Origin of the sequence: Streptomyces rubrogriseus, from assembly GCF_027947575.1 — a bacterium.
GTDB lineage: Bacteria > Actinomycetota > Actinomycetes > Streptomycetales > Streptomycetaceae > Streptomyces > Streptomyces rubrogriseus.
On record NZ_CP116256.1, the window covers coordinates 7,243,414 to 7,262,331 of the forward strand.

Genomic DNA, 18,918 nt, shown 5'->3' on the forward strand with positions numbered 1-18,918 from the left:
TGCCCGCGGCCCGCCCGCCCCACACCCTCCGGAGGCCGGTCACCATGCCCACCACCCCCCGCACCCACCGCCGGGACACCCCGCCGCCCCGAACCGGTGGCGGTGAGGCCGAGACCCTGCGCGGGTTCCTCGACTACCTGCGGACCTCGATCGCCGGCAAGGTCGAGGACGCCCCCGAACCGCAGGTCCGTACGGCGGCGGTACCGTCCGGCACCAACCTGCTCGGGCTGCTCAACCACCTGACCCACGTCGAGCGCGCGGTCTTCCTCGGGGAGGAGGTGCGCAGCTGGCCGGCGACGTTCCGGGCCGCGCCCCGGGACGGCGTCGCCGACGTCGTCGCCCGCTACCGGGAGGCCGTCGAACGGGCCAACCGCGTGCTCGACACCTGCACCGACCTCGGCGCACCGGTCCCCCGGCCGCGTCCGGGCCGCCCCGCGCCCAGTGTCCGCTGGGCCCTCACCCACATGGTGGAGGAGACCGGCCGCCACGCCGGCCACGCGGACATCCTCCGCGAGCTGATCGACGGTGCCACGGGCCGCTGACGACGCTCCCGGCCGGCCTCAGCCGGCATGCGCGGGCACGCCCCGGACCGGACCTCGCCGAACAGGATGCGCATCACTTGGTCTCCTCCTGGGGCTGCTCGGTCCGCTCCAGGGCGGCCGGTACGGCAAGGTGCCGGTGGTCGCGGTACCCGGACCGGTTCGGCGTAGGGCCGGTGCCCGTAGGCGGCTTCGGTCTGCGCGACCAGGGCCTCGACAGCCTGCGGGGTGAGGGCGGGCCGTCCGAGCCCACGCCGGCCCTGTTCGAGGCCGCTGCCGAGGTGCTCGAGCCTCTTGCCGCAGGCGTCCGGCGGCTCGATCACGGCGACCGGCTACTGCCTGGTGCTCACCGTCCGCGCCGACGTCAAGGCGCCCGGGTTCGGGCCGAGTTGCCTGGTGCACGACGTTCTGGTCCGGGGTGCGGACGGCGAGTTGCTGCTGCGCTCCCGCCACGTCACCCACGACCACGTCTTCCCGGCCTGACGCGCACCCTCGCCTTCGTGCCGGCCTCGCCGCCCCCGACCGCGCGGGCGGCACCGGCCGTTGACAGCGGTGATCCGGTGAGCGGACGCTGACAGCAGCACGACGCGCCTCGCACACCACAGGCACGACAGGCACGAGGGGCACGACAGGCCAGCCACATGCACGGCAGGCAGCCACGGGCACCCGCAGGCATCCACGGGCTCCGTCGGAAGGAGACGGCATGGCGGACCAGAGCGGCGACGGCGGAGCCTGACCGGACACGCCCGATGAACCGATACCCCACGGTCGCGGAGGTCACCGAGGCGGCGCGACGGCTGGTCTCCCGTTCCCCGGGGACCGGCCGCCTGCGCCGTGTCGGCACGTCCCGGGCGGGCCGGCCGATCCTGATGCTGTCGGTGGGCCACGGACCCCGGCACGTCCTGGTGGTGGCCCGGCCGCACCCGGACGAGCCGGTGGGCGGCGCGACGGCACTGGCGCTGGCGGAGCGGGTCGCAGACGGCGACCGGCGCTCCCCGGCGACCGACCCCGACGCCGTCACCTGGGACATCGTCCTGTGCCTCGACCCGGACGGCGCCGCGCTGAGCGAGGGCATCGAGACCGCGACGGCCGGCCCCGCCCCGACCCTGGCCCCGTACTACCGCGCCGCCTTCCGCCCGGTCGCCGCGGAGCAGCCGGAGTGGGCACCGATCGTCGGCCGGCCACTCCCGGAGAGCCGTGCCCTGTTCGACGTGATCGACGACCTGCGCCCCGTCCTCCAGTGCTCCCTGCACAACGTCGACGCGGGCGGCACCTGGGCCCAGCTGACCCGCGACCTCCCCGAACTCGCCGCCCCCTTCGCGGCGTCCGCCGCCGCCCTGGGGGTCCCGGTCCAGCACGGCACTTACGACGCCCTGTACTGGGAGAACCCGGCCCCCGGCATCCATGTCCTGCCGCCGCCGGGCAGCACCGCGCGGCCGGCGGCCGGGTCCGAGGACATCGGCCGGTCCACCTGGTGCGCACCCCAGCGGTACGGCGGCGCCACGGCGATCGTCGAGGTACCGCTGTGGGCCACCGCCCCGGCGGACGACCCGACCCCGCACGCGGCCCCCGCCCGGGCCCTGCGCGCGCTGTCCGGGCTGGTGCGGGAGGGCGGCCGGCAGGTGACCGCCGTGTTCGAGAAGGCCCGCGGCTTCCTGCCGGCACCCGAGGACAGCCCACCCGTACGCGTACTGGAGTGGATGGCCGACGACCTGTACGACCTGGTGGCCGACTCCTGGGGCCCGCTGGTCCGGCAGGCGGAGGCGGGACCGCGCACCGACGGCTCCCCCGCGTTGACGACAGCGGGGATCAGCGCCCTGGAGGTCGTCGCGCGCCGCCAGCCGCTGCGCGCGGCGGGACTCCTGCTGCGGCTGCTGCACGCGGCCGACGCCCCGGCCGCCGCCGGGCTCCACCACGAGCTGGACGCTCTCTTCACCGCTTGGTGCACGGACTTCGAGACGTCCCTGCGGCTGCGCTGGGTACCGGTGCCCGCCCAGGTGGAACTCCAGACCCGCACGGTCGTGGCGGCGGCGGAGTGCGCGCTGACGCGCTGACACCCCTGCCGGGCTGTCGGGCTGTCGGGCCGTCGGGCCGTCGGGCCGTCGGGCCGAACCAGGGGATCCGCAGGCGGTGAACTAGGGAAGCCGCAGGTCGACGACGTACTTGCCGCGGACGCCGCCGGCTTCGAGCCGTTGATGGACCGCCGCTATGTCCCGCATGGGGAAGACGGTGTCGATCACCGGCCGGATCGTGCCCGCCTCGACGGCCCGGGTGAGTTCGGCGATCCGGTCGGCCGAGGGGTTGTTGCTGAACATCTTGACGCGCCGGGGAGTGGCGGCCGCCCGCAGGGCGATGCCGAGCATGGAGGAGACGACGCGGTCGGAGTCGAAGGAGAGGGCGACCAGACGCCCGCCGCGGGCCAGCCGCTTCCGGTAGGCACCCAGGTCGGTGCCGACGACGTCGACGATCACGTCGAACCGGTCGAGGTCTTCGGGCCGGGTCGTGCGGTAGTCCAAGGCCTCGTCCGCCCCCAGCCGGGTGATCCAGTCGAGGTTGCGGGCGGCGGCGAGGGCGGTGACGTGCGCGCCCAGCGCCTTGCCCAGCTGCACGGCGACGCTGCCGACACCGCCGGTGGCGCCGCGGACCAGGAGCCGTTCCCCGGGCCGGAGTCGCGCCTTGCCGCTCAGGGCCGTCATCGCGGTGGTGCCCACCACCGGCAGGGCGGCGGCTTCGAGCAGGTCCAGGTTCTTCGGAGCCCGGGCCAGCCGCTGCTCGGGCACGGCGACGTAGTCGGCGATCGCCCCGAAGGTGAGGTGCGGCATCAGCCCCCACACCGCGTCCCCCACGCTCCAGGCGCGTACGCCGCTGCCGAGGGCCGAGACCCGGCCGGCGAAGTCGCTGCCCAGGCCGCGGGGGAAGCGGACGCGGGTCACCCGGCGCATCCTGCCCGCCCGGAAGGCGGTCTCACCGGCGTCCACGCTCGCGGCGTGCACCTCGACGAGGACTTCGCCCGGTCCGGGCCGGGGCGCGGGGACGTCGTTGACGCGCAGAACGTCGGGCGGGCCAAAACGGTCGAACTGTACGGCGCGCATGCCTTCGTCTCCTGTGTCGTGAGGGCAGAAACGGGGTGGCCCTCCGTTTTCTCGAATATGGGGCCACCCCCCACTTCCTGTCAAACGACGCAGCCCTGCGGCGGTGCAAGAATGGGGTGCCACCCCGTTTCGTCGGCGAGGAAGGAGAGCACGAGTGTGAGCCGGGAGAATCCGAGTGTGGGCCGGGAGGATCCGAGCCCGCCCAAGCGCGCGGACGCACGCCGCAACTACGACCGGATCATCGAGGCCGCCGCGGCCGAGGTCGCCCGGCACGGAGCCGACGCCTCCCTGGAGGAGATCGCTCGGCGGGCCGGCGTCGGCTCGGCCACCCTGCACCGCCACTTCCCGTCCCGGTGGGGCCTGCTCCAGGCCGTCTTCCAGGAGCGCGTGGCGCAGTTGTGCGGCGAGGCCCGGTCCCTGGCGGCCGAACACCCGCCGGCGGCCGCTCTGACGCGATGGCTGACGTCGCTGGCGGTCTTCGGCGCCGTCACGAGCGGCGCCGCCCGTTCCCTGCTTCAGGCGACCGGCACGAACGCGGCGTCCGCGCGGGATTCGCGCTGTGAGCAACTGCTGATGGAGGCCGGCGCCGACCTGCTGGCCCGCGCCCAGGACGACGGAACCGTCCGCGACGACGTGACCGCCCTCGAACTGCTCTCCCTCGCCAACGCGGTGTCCCTCGCGGCCGAGCACACCCCCGACGCCGCCCACCACGCCACCCGGCTCATGGGGATCGCCCTCGAGGGCCTGGGCGCGCCCGGCCCGCTCCCCCGGGAGTGACCCGCGGTCAGCTCCACACCTGTCGTTCATGGCCGCGGGGGTCGTCGACCTGGCTCCATTCGGCGTCGATGCGCATGGTGGCCCGACGGTCGGTGTCGTACGGGTCCCAGCCGGGGTCGCCGGTCCGGGCGAACCGGATCCAGGTCGCGTGGACGCGGGCGGCGAGGTCCGCGGGGGGCTGCTCCGGGCCGAGCAGGGCGGCGGGTCCGTTGAGTTCCGGCCGGTCCGCGAGGTCGAAGACGAAGGGCAGTTCGACCGCGTGGGTGGCGCCGAGTTCTCCGTCCAGGGCGCGGGAGCGCCAGGCGAACTCGTAGGCGTAGGTGGCGGCCCGCGGGTGGGCGGCATGGGCGCTCGCCAGCGCCCGGCTGCCGGCGCCGAACAGGGCGTCGCCCATGACGGCGGAGCGCAACTGCCCGAGGGATGCCCCGGGGCGCGACGCACGGTAGGCCGCGACCAGCCTCGCCGGATCGGGGTGCGAGCGGGCGGCGGCCTCGTCGACGTCGGCGGCGGTCGAGGTGGCGTACTTGCCCACCGGGACCAGGTAGAGGTTGCCCTCCTCGGTGTTGGTGCCGACGAGCAGATCGACGTCGGCGGCCCGGCCGGCGGCGACGGACGCGGCGGGCTGGGTGTCGAGGACCAGGCTGAAGGGGCTGAGGCCGATCAGCGGGTCGCGGTGGGTCCCGGTCCGCAGGTCGATGCCCGCGAGCCCGGACGCCGCCTCGACGAGCCGCTCGTCGGGGACGCCGGCGAACGCGTCGACGTGCGGTTCGATGCCCAGGGCCAGGGCCGCGGCCCCGGTGACGCGGGCGGCCTGCTCGGGTGTGAACGCGCCCAGACCGCTGCCGCTCTGCACGATGGCGCGGCGGAACAGCCCGTCGGCCCCGGGGGTGGCGAGGACGCCGCCGACGACGGTCGCCCCGGCCGACTGGCCGAAGAGGGTGACGTTGTCCGGGTCGCCGCCGAAGGCGGAGACGTTCTCCCGCACCCAGCGCAGCGCCGCGACGACGTCGAGCAGACCGCGGTTGGCGGGCGCCCCGGGGATGTCGAGGAACCCGGCGATGCCGAGCCGGTAGTTGAGGGTGACGAGGACGACGCCGTCACGGGCGAACGCGGAGCCGTCGTACAGGGTGGCCCGCGTCGATCCGGCGACGAAGCCGCCGCCGTGGACGAAGACCATGACCGGCAGTTCACCGGCCCCGGTGGCGGGCGTGAAGACGTTGACGGTGAGGTAGTCCTCGCCGCGGCTCCAGCCGGTGCCGAAGTAGGGGGTCATGTCGACGTCGCCGAGCCTGCGTTCGGACTGCGGGGCGTTGGGTCCCGGCACGGTGGCGTCCCGTACGCCGTCCCACGGCTCGTGCGGCCGCGGCGGGGCGAACCGGGCGGCGCCGCGGGGCGGAGCGGCGTACGGGATGTTCAGGAAGGTGAGGGTGTCGTCCCGGCGCAGGCCGCGGACGGCGCCCTGCGCGGTGGTCACGACGGGTTCGGGGTGGTGGTTCATCTCGCGTGTCCTTCCGCGGGCCTCAGACCGACTCGGTGTACCTGGTGAAGGGCGCCCAGCCCTTGACGGCGAACTTGCCGCCCTCGCGGACGACTTCGGCGGCGCCGTGGCCGCCGAGGTGCGCGGGGAAGACGAGGGCGTTGCTGTCCACCGCCGAGCCCAGGAGCCGGCGGCGGGTGGCACGGGCCTCGGCGGGGTCCTCGCAGAAGCAGCTGTTGGCGTCGGGCTCGTGGATCTGGATCGGGCTGTGCATCAGGTCGCCGACGAACAGGGCGCGGTCGGAGCCGGACTCCAGCCGCAGCACCGACGAGCCGGGGGTGTGGCCGGGTGCGAGCTCGAGGCGCAGGTTGGAGTCGATGCGGTGGCCGTCCTCCCACAGCCGGGTGAGGCCGGCCGCGTGCACGGGGGCGACGCTGTCCTCGAAGACGTTCTGGTTGCCGCGACCGAGCAGCGTCTTGATCTCGTTGGCCGGGTTCCAGTAGTCGAAGTCCGCCCTGGCCATGAGGTAGGTGGCGTTGGGGAACGTCGGCACCCAGGTCCGGCCGTCGAGGTAGGTGTTCCAGCCGACGTGGTCGACGTGCAGGTGGGTGTTGATCACGATGTCGACGTCCTCGGGCCGGACCCCGGCGCGGGCGAGATTGCCCAGGAAGTCGGTTTCCAGGCGGCTCCACACCGGCGCGTACGGCCGGTCCTTGTGGTTGCCGACGCCGGTGTCGACCAGGATGGTCCGGCCCTCGCTGCGCAGGACCCAGGTCTGGATCGCGGTGTTGACGATGCGGGTCTCGGCGTCCAGGAAGTCCGGAACCAGCCAGGAGCGGTGCGTGTCCCAGGCCTGGGCCGGGCTGTCCGGGACGAACGCCTCGGGCGTCATGCCGACGGGGCCGTAGTACTCCCGGACCCGGGTCACGGTGACATCGCCCAGGGTGATGGTGTCCAAGGGGTTGCTCCAGTTCGGAAGATCTCCAGAAGGTCGGGCGTGAACGCACGCCCCTGTTCCGCAAGGGTGCGTGGCGGGTGGCGGGCGGCGGTATGCGTCACGTGACTGCACCGTGTCCGCCCGGACCCGTGGTGAGCGGCCGCGACCGGCAGTGATCGGCCGTGAGCGGACGGGGGACGGCAGGAATACGGCCGCGACCCGGCCACGTTGCCGTCAGGGCAGTCTCAGTTCCTGGAGCATCCGTGAAGAATGGTGAACGCGCCCGAGCGGGCCACGACTCGCCCGCAGACCCCGGTCCGGCCGTGGTGGGCCGGGAAGCCGAGATCGCGGAGATCAGGAGTCGCGTCGCCGCCGACCGCTCCCACAGCTCGGTGCTGGTCGTCGAGGGCGACCCCGGTGTCGGCAAGAGCGTCCTGCTCGACCTCGCCGTACGGCTGACCCGCGACACCGGCCAACGGGTACTGAGGGCGGTGGGCAGCGAGTCCGAGACACCGCTCGCGTTCGCCGGCCTGCACCAGTTGCTCCGCCCGGTGCTGCGCAGCCTGGACGGCCTCCCGGCACGCCAGCGCTCCGCGCTCCGGACGGCCCTGGGACTGGCCGAGGACGCCGGAGACGCCGGAGACGCCGAACACACTGACCACGCCGATCATGCCGATCACGCCAGTACCCCTGACGCCCTGCTCGTCGGCCTGGCAGTGCTGACCCTGCTGTCGGACCTGTCCGAACCGGCACCGCTGCTCGTGGTGGTCGACGACGCCCAGTGGATCGACCGCGCGTCGCTGGACGTCCTCTCCTTCCTGGCCCGGCGCATGGCCGGCGAGCCCGTGACGCTGCTGATGGGCGTGCGTGCCGCGGCGGTACTGCCCGGGTTCGACAAGGGGTACGAGCGCCTGGAGATCGGACCGCTGAGTGGTGACGCGGCCAACCGGCTGCTCGACGAGCAGCCGAAGCGGCCCACCGGCCGCACCCGGGCCCGGATCCTGCGGGAGGCGGCGGGCAACCCGCTGGCCCTGGTCGAACTCGCCCGCGCCGCGGCGGACAGAGAGCCGGAGGGCAGCGGAGTGGAGGGCCCGCTGCCCGTCACCGACCGGCTGGAAGGGATCTTCGCGCGCCACCTGCGGCTCCTCCCGGAAGCCACCCGCCGCGCCCTGCTGCTGCTCGCCGCCGCCGACGCGGCGGACGCCCCGGCGGCCGCACGGGGCCTGCCCGAGGCGGCCGACACGGTGTGGGCGCCCGCCGAACGCGCCGGTCTCGTACGGCGGGACGGCACCGGGGTCTCCTTCCGCCACCCGCTCGTCCGCTCGGCGGTCTACCACGCCGCGCCCTTCGAGCAGCGCAGGCGGGCCCACCTCGCCCTCGCCCGACAGCTGGGCGAGGAGCCCGACCGCCGCGCCTGGCACCTCGCCGCCGCGGCCGTACGGCCCGACGAGCAGGTGTCGGCGGCCCTCCGGGAAACAGCGGGCCGGGCCAGGCGCCGGGGCGGTCACGCGGCCGCCGCCGCCGCTCTGGAGCGCGCCGCGGAACTCAGCCCGCACCGCGCGGACCAGGCGCGACTGCTGGCCGACGCCGCGGACACGGCCGTCTTCACCGGTCAGCTCGGCTGGGTGGAACACCTGGCCGCCGGGGTACGGGAGCGCAGTGACGACCCGGCGCTGACCGGCCGGGTTGCGCTGGCGACGGGGCGGCTCATGACCATGGGTCCGCACCACACGGCAGCCTTCGGACTGCTGTCGCGCGTCGCCGACGAGGCGGCGGCCACCCGGTCGCCCCGCCTGCTGGACGCGCTCGCCGCGGCGGCGGTGGTCCGCTACTACTCGGGCGAGGAGTCCCAGCGGCAGCGGATCGAGACCCTGCTCGCCGATGTGCCGGACTCCGCCGCGGGTGGTGCGCTGCGCGCCTGGGTACTGGCCGTCTCCGATCCCGCCGGCGCGGGTGCGTCCCTCGCCCCGGCGCTGCCCCGGCTGATCGCCGCGGCCAAGGACGAGGCCGGATCACTGACGGCGCTCGCCGTCGTGGCCTGGCTCCTCGACCGGACCCCGCTCGCGGCCAGGACCTTCGACGAGGCGTTCGGCCGTTGGCAGGCCCATGGCCCGCTGCCAGCCGGTCTGGCCTGCGCCGCCGGCTGGGCCTATCTGGAGCAGGGCCGCTGGGCCGACGCCCGCTCGGTGGCGGCCGAGATCGCGGAGGTGGCCTCGGCGGCCGGGCTGGATCACGCCGAGGCGTGCGCACGAACCCTCGACGCGACGGTCCTGGCGCTGCTCGGTGAACCGGCCGAGGCACGCGACAGCGCCGAGCGGGCGCTGGCCCTCGTCGACCCCCTGGAGAGCCGCTCCGTCGCGGTCTTCGCCCGTCGTGCCCTGGGGCTGGCGGCGGTGGCCGAGGGCGACTACGACAGCGCGTACGCGCAGTTCCGCGCCGCCTTCACCGAGGACGGAGACCCGGTCCACTACCACGTCTCCCCCACCGTCCTGGCCGAACTCGCCGCGGCGGCCGTCCGCCGAGGACACCGCGAAACCGCCGCGCGACTGCTGGAGCACTCGGCACGGCACCTGGCCCCCGGCATGTCGGCACGCCTGTCCCTGCTGGTCGAGCGAGGCCGCGCCCTGCTCGCCGAACCGGAGCATGCCGAACGCCACTTCCGGGCGGCGCTGGCGGGGGAAGCGGGCGAGCAGTGGCCCTTCGAGCGGGCGCAGACCCGGCTGGACTACGGGGAGTGGCTGCGCCGGCAGCGCCGTGTGGCGGAGGCCCGCCCGCTGCTCACCGGAGCCCTCGACACGTTCCGGCGACTCGGCGCCCGGCCGTGGATCGACCGCGCGAAGGCGGAACTGCGGGCCGCCGGCATCGAGGCGGACACCGCCGCACCCGGCGCCCTCACCGAACTCAGCCCCCAGCAGCAGCAGATCGTCCGGCTCGCGGCCCACGGCCTGACGAACCGCGAGATCGGGGAGAAGCTGTTCCTCTCCCCGCGCACGGTCGGCTCACACCTCTACCGGGTCTTCCCCAAACTGGGCATCACCGCCCGCACCCAACTACGCGACCTGCTCACCGGCGCTTTGCCCCGCTGAAGAGCAAACTCCGCACCGGGACACCCGGGCCGCACGCCGTGCTTGGCGATGGCCACGGACACTCACAGTGACCAAGCGGTCTGCAGGTCGCCAGGACCGTATGCGGCATCGAGCCCTCGGCAGTCGACTCCACTGCGCGAGGCCGCCACGACCGGAACAGGCGCGTCGGTGAGTGCGGCGCGGTGGCGGTGGAGAGCCGCCAGGTCGTGCCGGTCGAAGGGCGACTGCTCCAACCACTTGACGGAACCGACGAAGAGCACCTCCTTGGCCACGGGAGCGCGATCCGCTCCGACGACGTCGATCTCAACGTCGTTGGTGCGGGTCCAGTAGCCGCCCACCGCCGGGGCCGCGGGCAGCCGGTCGTCCGGCAGGATCCTTGCCAGGGCCTCGCGGACGAGTGGCTCGACGGCCCGGCCGCGCCAACTGGTCCAGTTCTCTCGGATCCGTGCCAGGGTCAGATCACCGCGCCTCCGCTCGATCTCCTCCATGGACGGGCCGAGCAGATGCAGCCAGAACCGCAAGTAGGGATCTGCCACCCGGTAGCGTCGGTCCGTCGAGGGGCGCGGTGACACGGGCAACTCCCCCACGACGACCCGCTTTTCTGCAAGCAGCTCAAGGGCTCGCTGCAATGGCGTGGCCCCGATGCCGCCGGCCGCACGACCGATGTTGGTGAAGGTCCGCTCGCCGCTGCCGATCGCCGCCAGGACCGGCGCGCCTGAGCCTGCGGTGGGAATTCAGCGGCCGGTGAGCGCTCGGCGGACACGAGCAGAGCCGAGACCGGGTCACTCAGCGCCTCGCCGGGGAAGTCCCACATTCCGGCGCCGTGCGGCCACTCGGCGCAGATCGGCGGCAGTCCGCCGGTGACCAGCGCCGCGTCGAAGGCTTCCGCCGGTTCGAGCGCGAGCATCTGCCCCACCTCGGCGGGGTTGAGCGGCCCCAGCACCATCTCCCGGCCACGCTGGTGGAAGGGCCGGCCGTAGCCGTTCAGCGCCTTCACCATGGACAGGCCGGAGCCGATCAGGACCAGTAGTACCGGCTTGGTCTCCGGCGCCCGGTCCCCGGCTCGTTGCAGCATCCCTTCGAACGCGCCCCCGGCATCCATCAGGTACGGCACTTCATCGACGACCAGCAGGCTCGCCCGGTCGGCGGGCAGCGGCGCGGCCAGCACGTCGAAGGCGGCGTACCAACTCTCCGGCCGAGCGGCGGCCACCAGCCCCGCCGGCGGCAGCGTCGATGCCTGGGCATCCCGGGCCAGCCGCGCCAGGTCGTCCCCTGGTGACGCACCGGTCGCCGCGTAGAACAGGAACGGGACTCCGGAGCGCTCCGCGAACCGCTCGACCAACCGAGACTTACCCACTCGTCGCCGCCCACGCAGCGTCACGCACCGAGCGGGCCGCTCGCCCGGCACCCCCGCTGCCACTTTCCGCAGCTCCCGCTCCAGCGTCGCAAGCAATCCTGCCCGCGCTCCAGGAAGCCCACCATGCCCGCCGACCTCCACAGCATCTCGCTAACGACGATGTTAGTAACAGAGTCGTTAGTAAGCGGCTCCCGCCGCGCCACTCATCACCCTGGCCCAGTCGAAGGCGACACGAAGAGGCAACAGGCAACCCCCGCCGAACCCGGATTCCGTGAGCGCCTCACGCGTCAAACTCGCTCTCGAGCACGAAGGGAAACGGCCCGACACGGTGAGTGTCCACCAATGACTCTCGTGGTCGCTGTCCAGGTGGGGGTTGGTAATGAGCACGGATCGACGTTTTGGCCCGGAGATTCGCCGATTCGGGCTGGAAGTACGGCTGTCCCTGACCGAGTCGTCCGCGCCGACACCGGCTCTCGGATGCCGCTGGGCCGCACCTCGCCGAAGCTCTGGAGCGTGGGACGCCGGGCCGTCCTCGCGGTGGAACCTGCACTGCAGAGCTCTAACCTGCGCAAACGAGGGTTTCGATGGAGTCATCCAAGCACCATCCCAGCACGGGTGTCCTATGCCAGCACCACGAACTGCTCAGATGTCAACCGACCATCCTCAACCCATCCATGCCTCTCGCCCCATCCGCTCATCGAAGTCCGTGCATTAACTTCTTGTCCAAGCTCCCCACTTCTGGACTACCGTTGCTGTGCACTGCGTGCCCTCCTCGGAGGGTGTACGCGACGTGATCCGAGGAGTTTGCGTTGCCCTTCGGTCCGGTGACTCAGCCCCTTGGTGCGCTCCCGGCGGGAGCCATCCGGCGCCGTCACCGATCAAATCGAAGGGGACGCATTCCCGTGGTTGCTGTCGAGTACACGCCCAAGCGTCGCACCTGGGTCCGTGATGTTCTTGTTGGCATCGTGGCGAGCATCGGCTCGAACCTGGCGTGGACCTTGGCACAGTTCGTAGTGCACCGCCTCGGCTGAGCCGGGCGATAGGGCGGGCCTCCAGGGGCCCGCCCTACTCTCTTCTCAGCCAGGTAATCTTCAGAACGTCATTGCGGCCCGACGGGCTTCCGCTCCGCTTCGGCGGAGTCACGAAGGACATGCCCCCACCCGCACGAGTCATCTCGTGCCTGGGGATCCTTCGTGCTCCTGCAACTGTCCGCAGCCGAGCTCGGCCGACTCATCGTGGCCCGAGCCGGATCGGCGCACCTTCCGCTCACCGAGCAACTGATCCGGGAGCATTCCCGGATCAAGGGAGGAGTGGCCGGCCAGGGCGACATCGCTTCCTGGAACAACAGCCTCCCCGTAGTAATCAAGGCTCTACTGGATTGCGGCCTCGACGAAGTTGAGGTACAGATCGAGGTCGATCTGCCGCACACCAACTCTGCGGTCGACCTGGTGCTCTGTGGCCAGTCTCCTGGTACGGAGACTGATTCATATCTTGCAGTTGAACTGAAGCAGGTACGGCACGCCACGGTAGACCCCCTGTGCCCCATCGCCGTCGACCTCGGGTTCGGCGATGGGAAGAACAAGCTGCATCCGGTCCGGCAGGTCCAGCGCTACTGCGAGTACATGCTGCGCTATCTGCCCCATCTTCGGGAGAATGAGGACCGATTGATGGGTGTGGCACTGCTCCACAACGCACGGGATGCGGATGTGGAGGCGCTCTTCGGCCTGTCCGAAATCAACCATGGATTCCTCTACACGCTCGATGATCTGGCTCGCTTCCGACGAGTCCTTACTTCGAGATTCACTCCCGCGTCCGGGAAGCGGGCCGCATCAGCACTGGAGCATGCCCGTCAGGACCCGTTGCTCAAAGTCACTGATGTGGCCCGTCAGCGCTCCGTCGTCGGTGGCGGCCTGACGCTCCTCGATGAGCAATACGTCGCCGTTGATCGGATCACTCGGCATCTGGAGAAGACCGCCCACTTCACCGGCTTCAACGTCGGATTGTTCTATGACGCCGAAGCCGCACACAGCCCTGCCCTCGATGCGGGTGCTAAGCGCGTCTACATCCTGCGGGGCGGCCCTGGTAGCGGGAAGAGTGCCGTGGCCCTTGAGTTGCAGCGCTCCCTCGGACTCAAAGGCCGCGAGGCGGTTCTGGCAAGTGGCTCTCACGCCTACACGGAGACTCTGCGCGAGATCATGCTCAGTACGGCCAGGAGAGGGCAGACAGCGGACAAGCGTCGTGCAGCTGTCAAGCTGTACCGCTACTTCAACAGCTTCAGCGAGAGCCCACCGAACGGCATCGATGTCCTCATCTGCGACGAGGCCCATCGCATGCGGCGCAGCTCGACATACCGCTGGACTCCGAAGGAGCTGCGGGACGATGATCGGCCCCAGGCTACCGAGGTGATCAGAGCCACCAAGGTGCCGATCTTTCTGCTCGACGACCATCAGTCGATTCGCCCGGACGAGGTGGGCACTGCCACATATCTCAAAGAGCTGGCCGAGGGCATGGGCTGCGATGTCGAAGTGGCCGATCTGGAGGGCACGTTCCGAGCAGGTGGCAGCAAGCGGTACCAGCGCTGGGTCCAGCAGTTGCTGGGCCTTGACGCGTCCGATCCGATCGCCTGGCGACCGGACGGAAGGATGACTCTGGCGGTCGCCGACTCACCTGAGCAGATGGAGCAGTTCATACGGGAACGCCACTTCGAAGGGGCCACGGCCCGCATCACCGCGGGCTTCTGCTGGCCGTGGAGCAACCCGGAGGGAGAGCAACTGGTCGATGACGTACACATCAAGGGCTGGCGCCGGCCTTGGAACGTGAAGCCAGAGCACAGCGTCCCAGACGCACCGCGGTCGGACCTGTGGTCGACCGATCGTCGAGGTATCGACCAGATCGGCTGCGTCTACACGGCACAGACCTTCGAGTACGACTGGAACGGCGTTATCATCGGACCCGATCTGCTTTTCCGTGACGGGAAGTTCAAGGTGGAACTGAACGCTTCGTGCGATCCCGCCTTCCGGGGGCCGATCGACGAGAAGGTCGTCACCCGGTGCATCCTCAACGCCTATCACGTGCTCCTCACGCGGGGCGTCGTCGGCACCGTGGTCTACGCGGTCGATCCCGCGACCCACAACGAACTGCGCAGGCTCATCCCCGGCGCCATCGGCATGCAGCACTACGACGGCGCCCAGCCGAAGCTTACCGCCGAAGGATCACAGCTACCACCGGCCCATCGCAGACGACACCGGTAACCTTGATCCCTACCTAGCTGCGGCCCGCCGGGCTTCCGCTCCGCCTCGCGGAGTCACGAAGGACATGCCCCCACCCGCACGAGTTTCTTCGTGCTGCCTGGGGGCTTGTCTTGCTGTTCCGTGACTCTGCCGCAGCGGTCGCTGCCGAGTGCCATTCCGGTGCCTTGTTCTTCCGCCTGACGGAGCAGTTCGTGCACGTGCACGGTCATAAGCCCGGTCTGTCCGAGGTGCGCTCGTGGGAGCGCAGCATCCCCGTGCTCGCGAGCGCGCTCAACGACGCCGGTCTCGGGCAGGTGGAGATGCTCCTGGAATACGGACTGCCGCTGAACAGCAAGCGGGCTGATGCGGTCCTGGCCGGCGTGCACCCCGACACCGGGCTCCCGTCGTACGTTGTCGTGGAACTGAAGCAGTGGAGCAGCGCGGAGCCCGATGACGACGATCCGTCGCTGTGCCGCATCGACTCCTACTCGCGGGCGGTACTCAATCCAGTCGACCAGGTCCGCGGCTATTGTGAGTACCTCGTCTCCTTCAACGGAGCACTCGCCGACCATCCGTACCGCGTCAACGGCGCTGCGTATCTGCACAACGCCACCGAGTTCGGTGTCAGCGGGCTCTTCGAAGCCGAGCAGGATCAGTACGGTCGGCTGTTCATCGGGGCGCGACGTGGCGAGTTCATCGACTATCTACGCACGAAGCTGGGTCCGGAATCCGGCGCCGCGGCAGCGGACGAACTGGTCAACGGCAAGATCGGCCCGTCCAAGCAGCTTATGGCGGTGGCTGCCCAAGAGGTTCGGGAACGTGAGCAGTTCGTGTTGCTGGGCGAGCAGAAGATCGCTTACCGAACTGTCCTGAACGCCGTGCGTCGCGCCAAGCAATCCGATCAGAAGGAGATCGTGATCGTCACCGGAGGACCCGGCACCGGCAAGAGCGTCATCGCCCTGTCCCTCCTCGGCGAGCTGTATCGACAGGGCGTCACAGCGCTGCACGCGACGGGATCCAGCTCTTTCACGACCACGATGAGGAAAGTGGCAGGCGCCCGGAAGCGTGAGGTGAAGGACCTCTTCAAATACTTCAACAGCTTCATGACCGCCGATCGCAACAGTCTCGACGTTCTGATCTGCGACGAAGCCCACCGCATCCGGGAGACGTCGGCCAACCGTTATACACGGGCGTCGAACCGTACCGGCAAGGCACAACTCGAGGAACTCATCGACGCAGCCCGCGTACCGGTCTTCCTGCTCGACGAGCATCAAGTGGTGCGACCCGGCGAAATGGGCACGGTTGCGGAAATCAAGGAAGTCGCTGCGACGAAGAGTCTCCCATGTCGGGTGGTACCGCTCGACAGCCAGTTCCGGTGCGGTGGCAGTGATGCGTACCTGCGCTGGGTGATACGCCTGTTGGGCCTAGAGCCGGGTGGCCCGGTGATCTGGGAGCCCGACGACAAGATGCAGCTCACGGTCGCGGACAGCCCGCAGGAAATGGAAGCGTTCCTCGACAGCCGACGCTCCCAGGACTACAGCGCACGCATGGCCGCCGGCTATTGCTGGAAGTGGACGAAGAAAGTTGCACCAGGGGAGGTGCTTCCCGCCGACGTCGTCATTGGAGAGTGGAAGCGGCCCTGGAACGTTTTCGGCGACAGATCGGTCGGCGGCGCACCTCCGGCCGCTTTGTGGGCAACCGATCCCGCCGGCTTCGGGCAGGTGGGCTGTGTGTACACGGCGCAGGGCTTCGAGTACGACTGGAGCGGCGTCATCATCGGACCCGACCTGGTGTGGCGCGGCGACCGCTGGGTCACCGACCGTTCAGCGTCCAAGGATCCGGTCTTCAAGAAGTCCACCCCGGACGCGGATGTGGACCGGTTGATCCGTAATACGTACAAGGTCCTGCTGACGCGAGGGATGATCGGCACGGTGGTGTACTCGACCGATCCCGAAACCCGCGAGAAGCTGCGCGGTCTGGCTAACGAGTCCTCGATTTTCACGTCCGTGTAATGCGCTGAGCCGGTCACATCTCAGCTGCGCGTAACCCTCTGCACGGCACACTGAGGTCCGCAGCTCCGCGGGCACGAATGATCGCTTCGTCACGCGGCCCTCTGTGTACCCAGCCGTCAGCAACGACACGCGCCGTGCCGCGACTGACAGGCAGGCGGTACGCAGACGAGGTTCGCCGCTGCCCTCCCCGCCAGACTGAACCGAAGCGGCACTTGCTGCGCGCACCATCGTCCCGGCGGGGCGGGGCGGGGCGCATCTAACACCCAATGTGCCGGTTGGTTTATGACATTGCCATCCCGAAGTTGACCCAGTGCCGAGCCGGGAAACCTATTTACGTCGTGACAAAGGTCAGCCGTCCAGCACGGGAACTTCGTCCCAGCACGCGAAGCTCAGACATCCCCTACGGTGAAGCGCACCTGCTCGGACAGCACAGCAGCCGCAGATTCGAGGTCTGCAAGTCTGGTCGACGGCATTGCCTCGGCCAGTCGTGAGGGGAGAGCATCTCCGAATTCAAGGTCCCTCACGACCTTTTCGTCGACCTTCGGCAAAGCCAGCCGCTCGGTCCCATCCTGTCGGGCGGGCCTCCAGTCTGTCGGCATGAGGTCATCCCGTAGACGTCCCCAGTGATCGTTGAGCCTCTGCCTCGGCATCCCGCACGATCAGCGTGCCCCCTGGGTGCACTTGCTCCATGAAGCGCTCCCGTGCTTCCTCCAGGCAGCCCCGAGCTCTCCGGCTCAGGTTCACCGGGTCGACTGGTTCTACGAAGCATCGTTTCCGAGCCGGTGATCTGTTCGGTGAGCAAGCCGTGGTCGGTACGGCCGATTTCGGTCCGGCCCTGCAGCACGGTGGACTGAGGCGGGGCGGTGAACACTGCTGTGATGTTCATTAGGAAGAGCAGTCCGTGGTCCTGGTCGAGGTACCCCTCTGCCACCAGGTACTTGACGACCGGTTTCGAGGGCGGTCCAAACCAGTACGGGAACGAGCCAAGGGCCCAGCTTGGAGGAGCTGGGCCAACTTGGCCTGCATGTTTAGAGATCGTGACGTGGTGGAAATGCGGCTAAACGTTGAAGCGGAACTCCACCACGTCCCCGTCCCGCATCACGTACTCCTTGCCCTCCATGCGGGCCTTGCCCTTCGCGCGGGCCTCGGTGACCGAGCCCGTCTCGACCAGGTCGTCGAAGGAGATGACCTCGGCCTTGATGAAGCCCTTCTGGAAGTCGGTGTGGATGACACCGGCGGCCTCGGGGGCGGTGGCGCCCTTCTTGATGGTCCAGGCGCGGGATTCCTTGGGGCCGGCCGTCAGGTAGGTCTGCAGGCCCAGGGTGCGGAAGCCGACGTGGGCGAGGGTGGCGAGGCCGGGCTCGTCCTGGCCGACGGACTGGAGGAGTTCGAGGGCCTCGTCCTCGTCCAGCTCGGCGAGGTCCGCCTCCAGCTTGGCGTTGAGGAAGATCGCCTCGGCGGGGGCGACCAGGTCGCGCTGCTCGCTCTTGAAGTCGTCGTCGGTCAGCTCGTCCTCGTCGACGTTGAAGACGTAGAGGAAGGGCTTCGTGGTGAGGAGGTGGAGGTCGTGGAGGAGCTCGGCGCGCTCGCTGCCCTGGAGGATGCCCTGGGAGAAGAGGGTGTCGCCCTTCTCCAGGATCTCCTTGGCCTCCTCGACCGCCTTGACCTTGGGAGCGACGTCCTTCTTGATGCGCGACTCCTTCTGGAGGCGCGGAAGGACCTTCTCGATGGTCTGGAGGTCGGCGAGGATCAGCTCGGTGTTGATCGTCTCGATGTCGTCCTTCGGCGAGACCTTGCCGTCGACGTGCACGACGTTCTCGTCCTTGAAGGCGCGGATGACCTGGCAGATCGCGTCGGACTCGCGGATGTTGGCCAGGAACTTGTTGCCCAGGCCCTCGCCCTCGCTCGCGCCGCGCACGATGCCCGCGATGTCGACGAAGTCGACCGTGGCCGGGAGGATCTTCTCGGAGGAGAAGATCTCGGCCAGCTTCGTCAGGCGGGGGTCGGGGACGCCCACCACGCCGACGTTGGGCTCGATCGTGGCGAACGGGTAGTTGGCCGCGAGCACGTCGTTCTTGGTCAGGGCGTTGAACAGGGTCGACTTGCCGACATTCGGCAGACCGACGATTCCGATCGTGAGCGACACGTTGCGACTTCCCGTACGTGAGATGCGGAGGGGCGGGGTGGGGTGGGGCGGGCCAGGCATGGGCCGATCCACCAGTCTACGGGGTGTGCCGTACCGGACCCGCGCGGAGTCGAACGCTTGGCCAAGACACGCCCGGCGGCGTGTCTGTCGGCCTATTCGGCACATAAACCGACCTAAGTTGGTCCAGTGGAGCAACACAGGACGCGACCTGCCCAGTACGGACCGCGACGAAGCGGGGCGCCGCTGCCCGCACAGGGGCGGGGCG

At 70.3% G+C, this 18,918-nt stretch carries 12 protein-coding genes and 1 pseudogene; 8 read left to right on the top strand and 5 right to left on the bottom strand.

The window, feature by feature from the left end; translation table 11 throughout:
• Window positions 1-44: 44 nt before the first annotated feature.
• The 3 genes from Sru02f_RS32455 (at window position 45) to Sru02f_RS32465 (ending at window position 2,593) form a co-directional block, all read left to right on the top strand.
• Window positions 45-542 (top strand): DinB family protein, encoded by a 498-nt coding sequence (locus Sru02f_RS32455; protein ID WP_109033241.1) that lies wholly within the window; start codon window positions 45-47, stop codon window positions 540-542.
• A gap of 291 nt (window positions 543-833) precedes the next feature.
• Complete coding sequence (locus tag Sru02f_RS32460; protein ID WP_239106086.1) at window positions 834-1,022, top strand: hypothetical protein; 189 nt, start codon at window positions 834-836, stop codon at window positions 1,020-1,022.
• 266 nt (window positions 1,023-1,288) lie between these two features.
• Complete coding sequence (locus Sru02f_RS32465) at window positions 1,289-2,593, top strand: M14 family zinc carboxypeptidase (protein ID WP_109033240.1); 1,305 nt, start codon at window positions 1,289-1,291, stop codon at window positions 2,591-2,593.
• Between the two features lie 81 nt (window positions 2,594-2,674).
• Here Sru02f_RS32465 and Sru02f_RS32470 read toward each other — a convergent pair whose 3' ends face one another.
• Window positions 2,675-3,631 (bottom strand): NAD(P)-dependent alcohol dehydrogenase, encoded by a 957-nt coding sequence (locus Sru02f_RS32470; protein ID WP_109033239.1) that lies wholly within the window; start codon window positions 3,629-3,631, stop codon window positions 2,675-2,677.
• Window positions 3,632-3,787: 156 nt separating this feature from the next.
• On the opposite strand from Sru02f_RS32470, the gene Sru02f_RS32475 reads away from it, so the two are divergent.
• Window positions 3,788-4,408: a TetR/AcrR family transcriptional regulator gene (locus Sru02f_RS32475; protein ID WP_244941903.1), complete on the top strand. Its 621-nt coding sequence runs from the start codon at window positions 3,788-3,790 to the stop codon at window positions 4,406-4,408.
• Window positions 4,409-4,415: 7 nt separating this feature from the next.
• Here the strand turns inward: Sru02f_RS32475 and Sru02f_RS32480 are convergent, their stop codons facing one another.
• Window positions 4,416-5,906: a carboxylesterase/lipase family protein gene (locus Sru02f_RS32480; RefSeq protein ID WP_109033237.1), complete on the bottom strand. Its 1,491-nt coding sequence runs from the start codon at window positions 5,904-5,906 to the stop codon at window positions 4,416-4,418.
• 22 nt (window positions 5,907-5,928) lie between these two features.
• Window positions 5,929-6,843 (bottom strand): MBL fold metallo-hydrolase, encoded by a 915-nt coding sequence (locus Sru02f_RS32485; RefSeq protein WP_109033236.1) that lies wholly within the window; start codon window positions 6,841-6,843, stop codon window positions 5,929-5,931.
• A 242-nt stretch (window positions 6,844-7,085) separates the two neighbouring features.
• Between Sru02f_RS32485 and Sru02f_RS32490 the strand changes: the two genes are divergently transcribed.
• Window positions 7,086-9,908, top strand: coding sequence for a helix-turn-helix transcriptional regulator (locus Sru02f_RS32490; RefSeq protein ID WP_109033235.1), 2,823 nt, complete (start codon window positions 7,086-7,088; stop codon window positions 9,906-9,908).
• A gap of 62 nt (window positions 9,909-9,970) precedes the next feature.
• Here Sru02f_RS32490 and Sru02f_RS32495 read toward each other — a convergent pair.
• A pseudogene (locus Sru02f_RS32495) lies at window positions 9,971-11,390 on the bottom strand (ATP-binding protein).
• A 777-nt stretch (window positions 11,391-12,167) separates the two neighbouring features.
• Between Sru02f_RS32495 and Sru02f_RS32500 the strand changes: the two are divergent.
• From Sru02f_RS32500 to Sru02f_RS32510, 3 genes are all read left to right on the top strand, one after another.
• Complete coding sequence (locus Sru02f_RS32500; protein WP_280524905.1) at window positions 12,168-12,296, top strand: DUF6408 family protein; 129 nt, start codon at window positions 12,168-12,170, stop codon at window positions 12,294-12,296.
• A 162-nt stretch (window positions 12,297-12,458) separates the two neighbouring features.
• The gene (locus tag Sru02f_RS32505) at window positions 12,459-14,516 is read left to right on the top strand and encodes a DUF2075 domain-containing protein (protein WP_109033234.1); all 2,058 of its coding nucleotides are present in this window, start codon (window positions 12,459-12,461) and stop codon (window positions 14,514-14,516) included.
• A gap of 110 nt (window positions 14,517-14,626) precedes the next feature.
• On the top strand, window positions 14,627-16,507 hold the full coding sequence (locus Sru02f_RS32510; protein ID WP_109033233.1) for a DUF2075 domain-containing protein: 1,881 nt from the start codon (window positions 14,627-14,629) through the stop codon (window positions 16,505-16,507).
• Window positions 16,508-17,564: 1,057 nt separating this feature from the next.
• On the opposite strand, the gene ychF is transcribed toward Sru02f_RS32510, so the two are convergent.
• Complete coding sequence (gene ychF / locus Sru02f_RS32515; protein WP_109033232.1) at window positions 17,565-18,653, bottom strand: redox-regulated ATPase YchF; 1,089 nt, start codon at window positions 18,651-18,653, stop codon at window positions 17,565-17,567.
• Window positions 18,654-18,918: the final 265 nt, after the last annotated feature.

Coding starts and splice junctions, on each gene's coding strand:
- Sru02f_RS32455 (WP_109033241.1), top strand. CDS start 45: ATGCCCACCACCCCCCGCACCCACCGCCGGGACACCCCGCCGCCCCGA.
- Sru02f_RS32465 (WP_109033240.1), top strand. CDS start 1,289: ATGAACCGATACCCCACGGTCGCGGAGGTCACCGAGGCGGCGCGACGG.
- Sru02f_RS32470 (WP_109033239.1), bottom strand. CDS start 3,631: ATGCGCGCCGTACAGTTCGACCGTTTTGGCCCGCCCGACGTTCTGCGC.
- Sru02f_RS32480 (WP_109033237.1), bottom strand. CDS start 5,906: ATGAACCACCACCCCGAACCCGTCGTGACCACCGCGCAGGGCGCCGTC.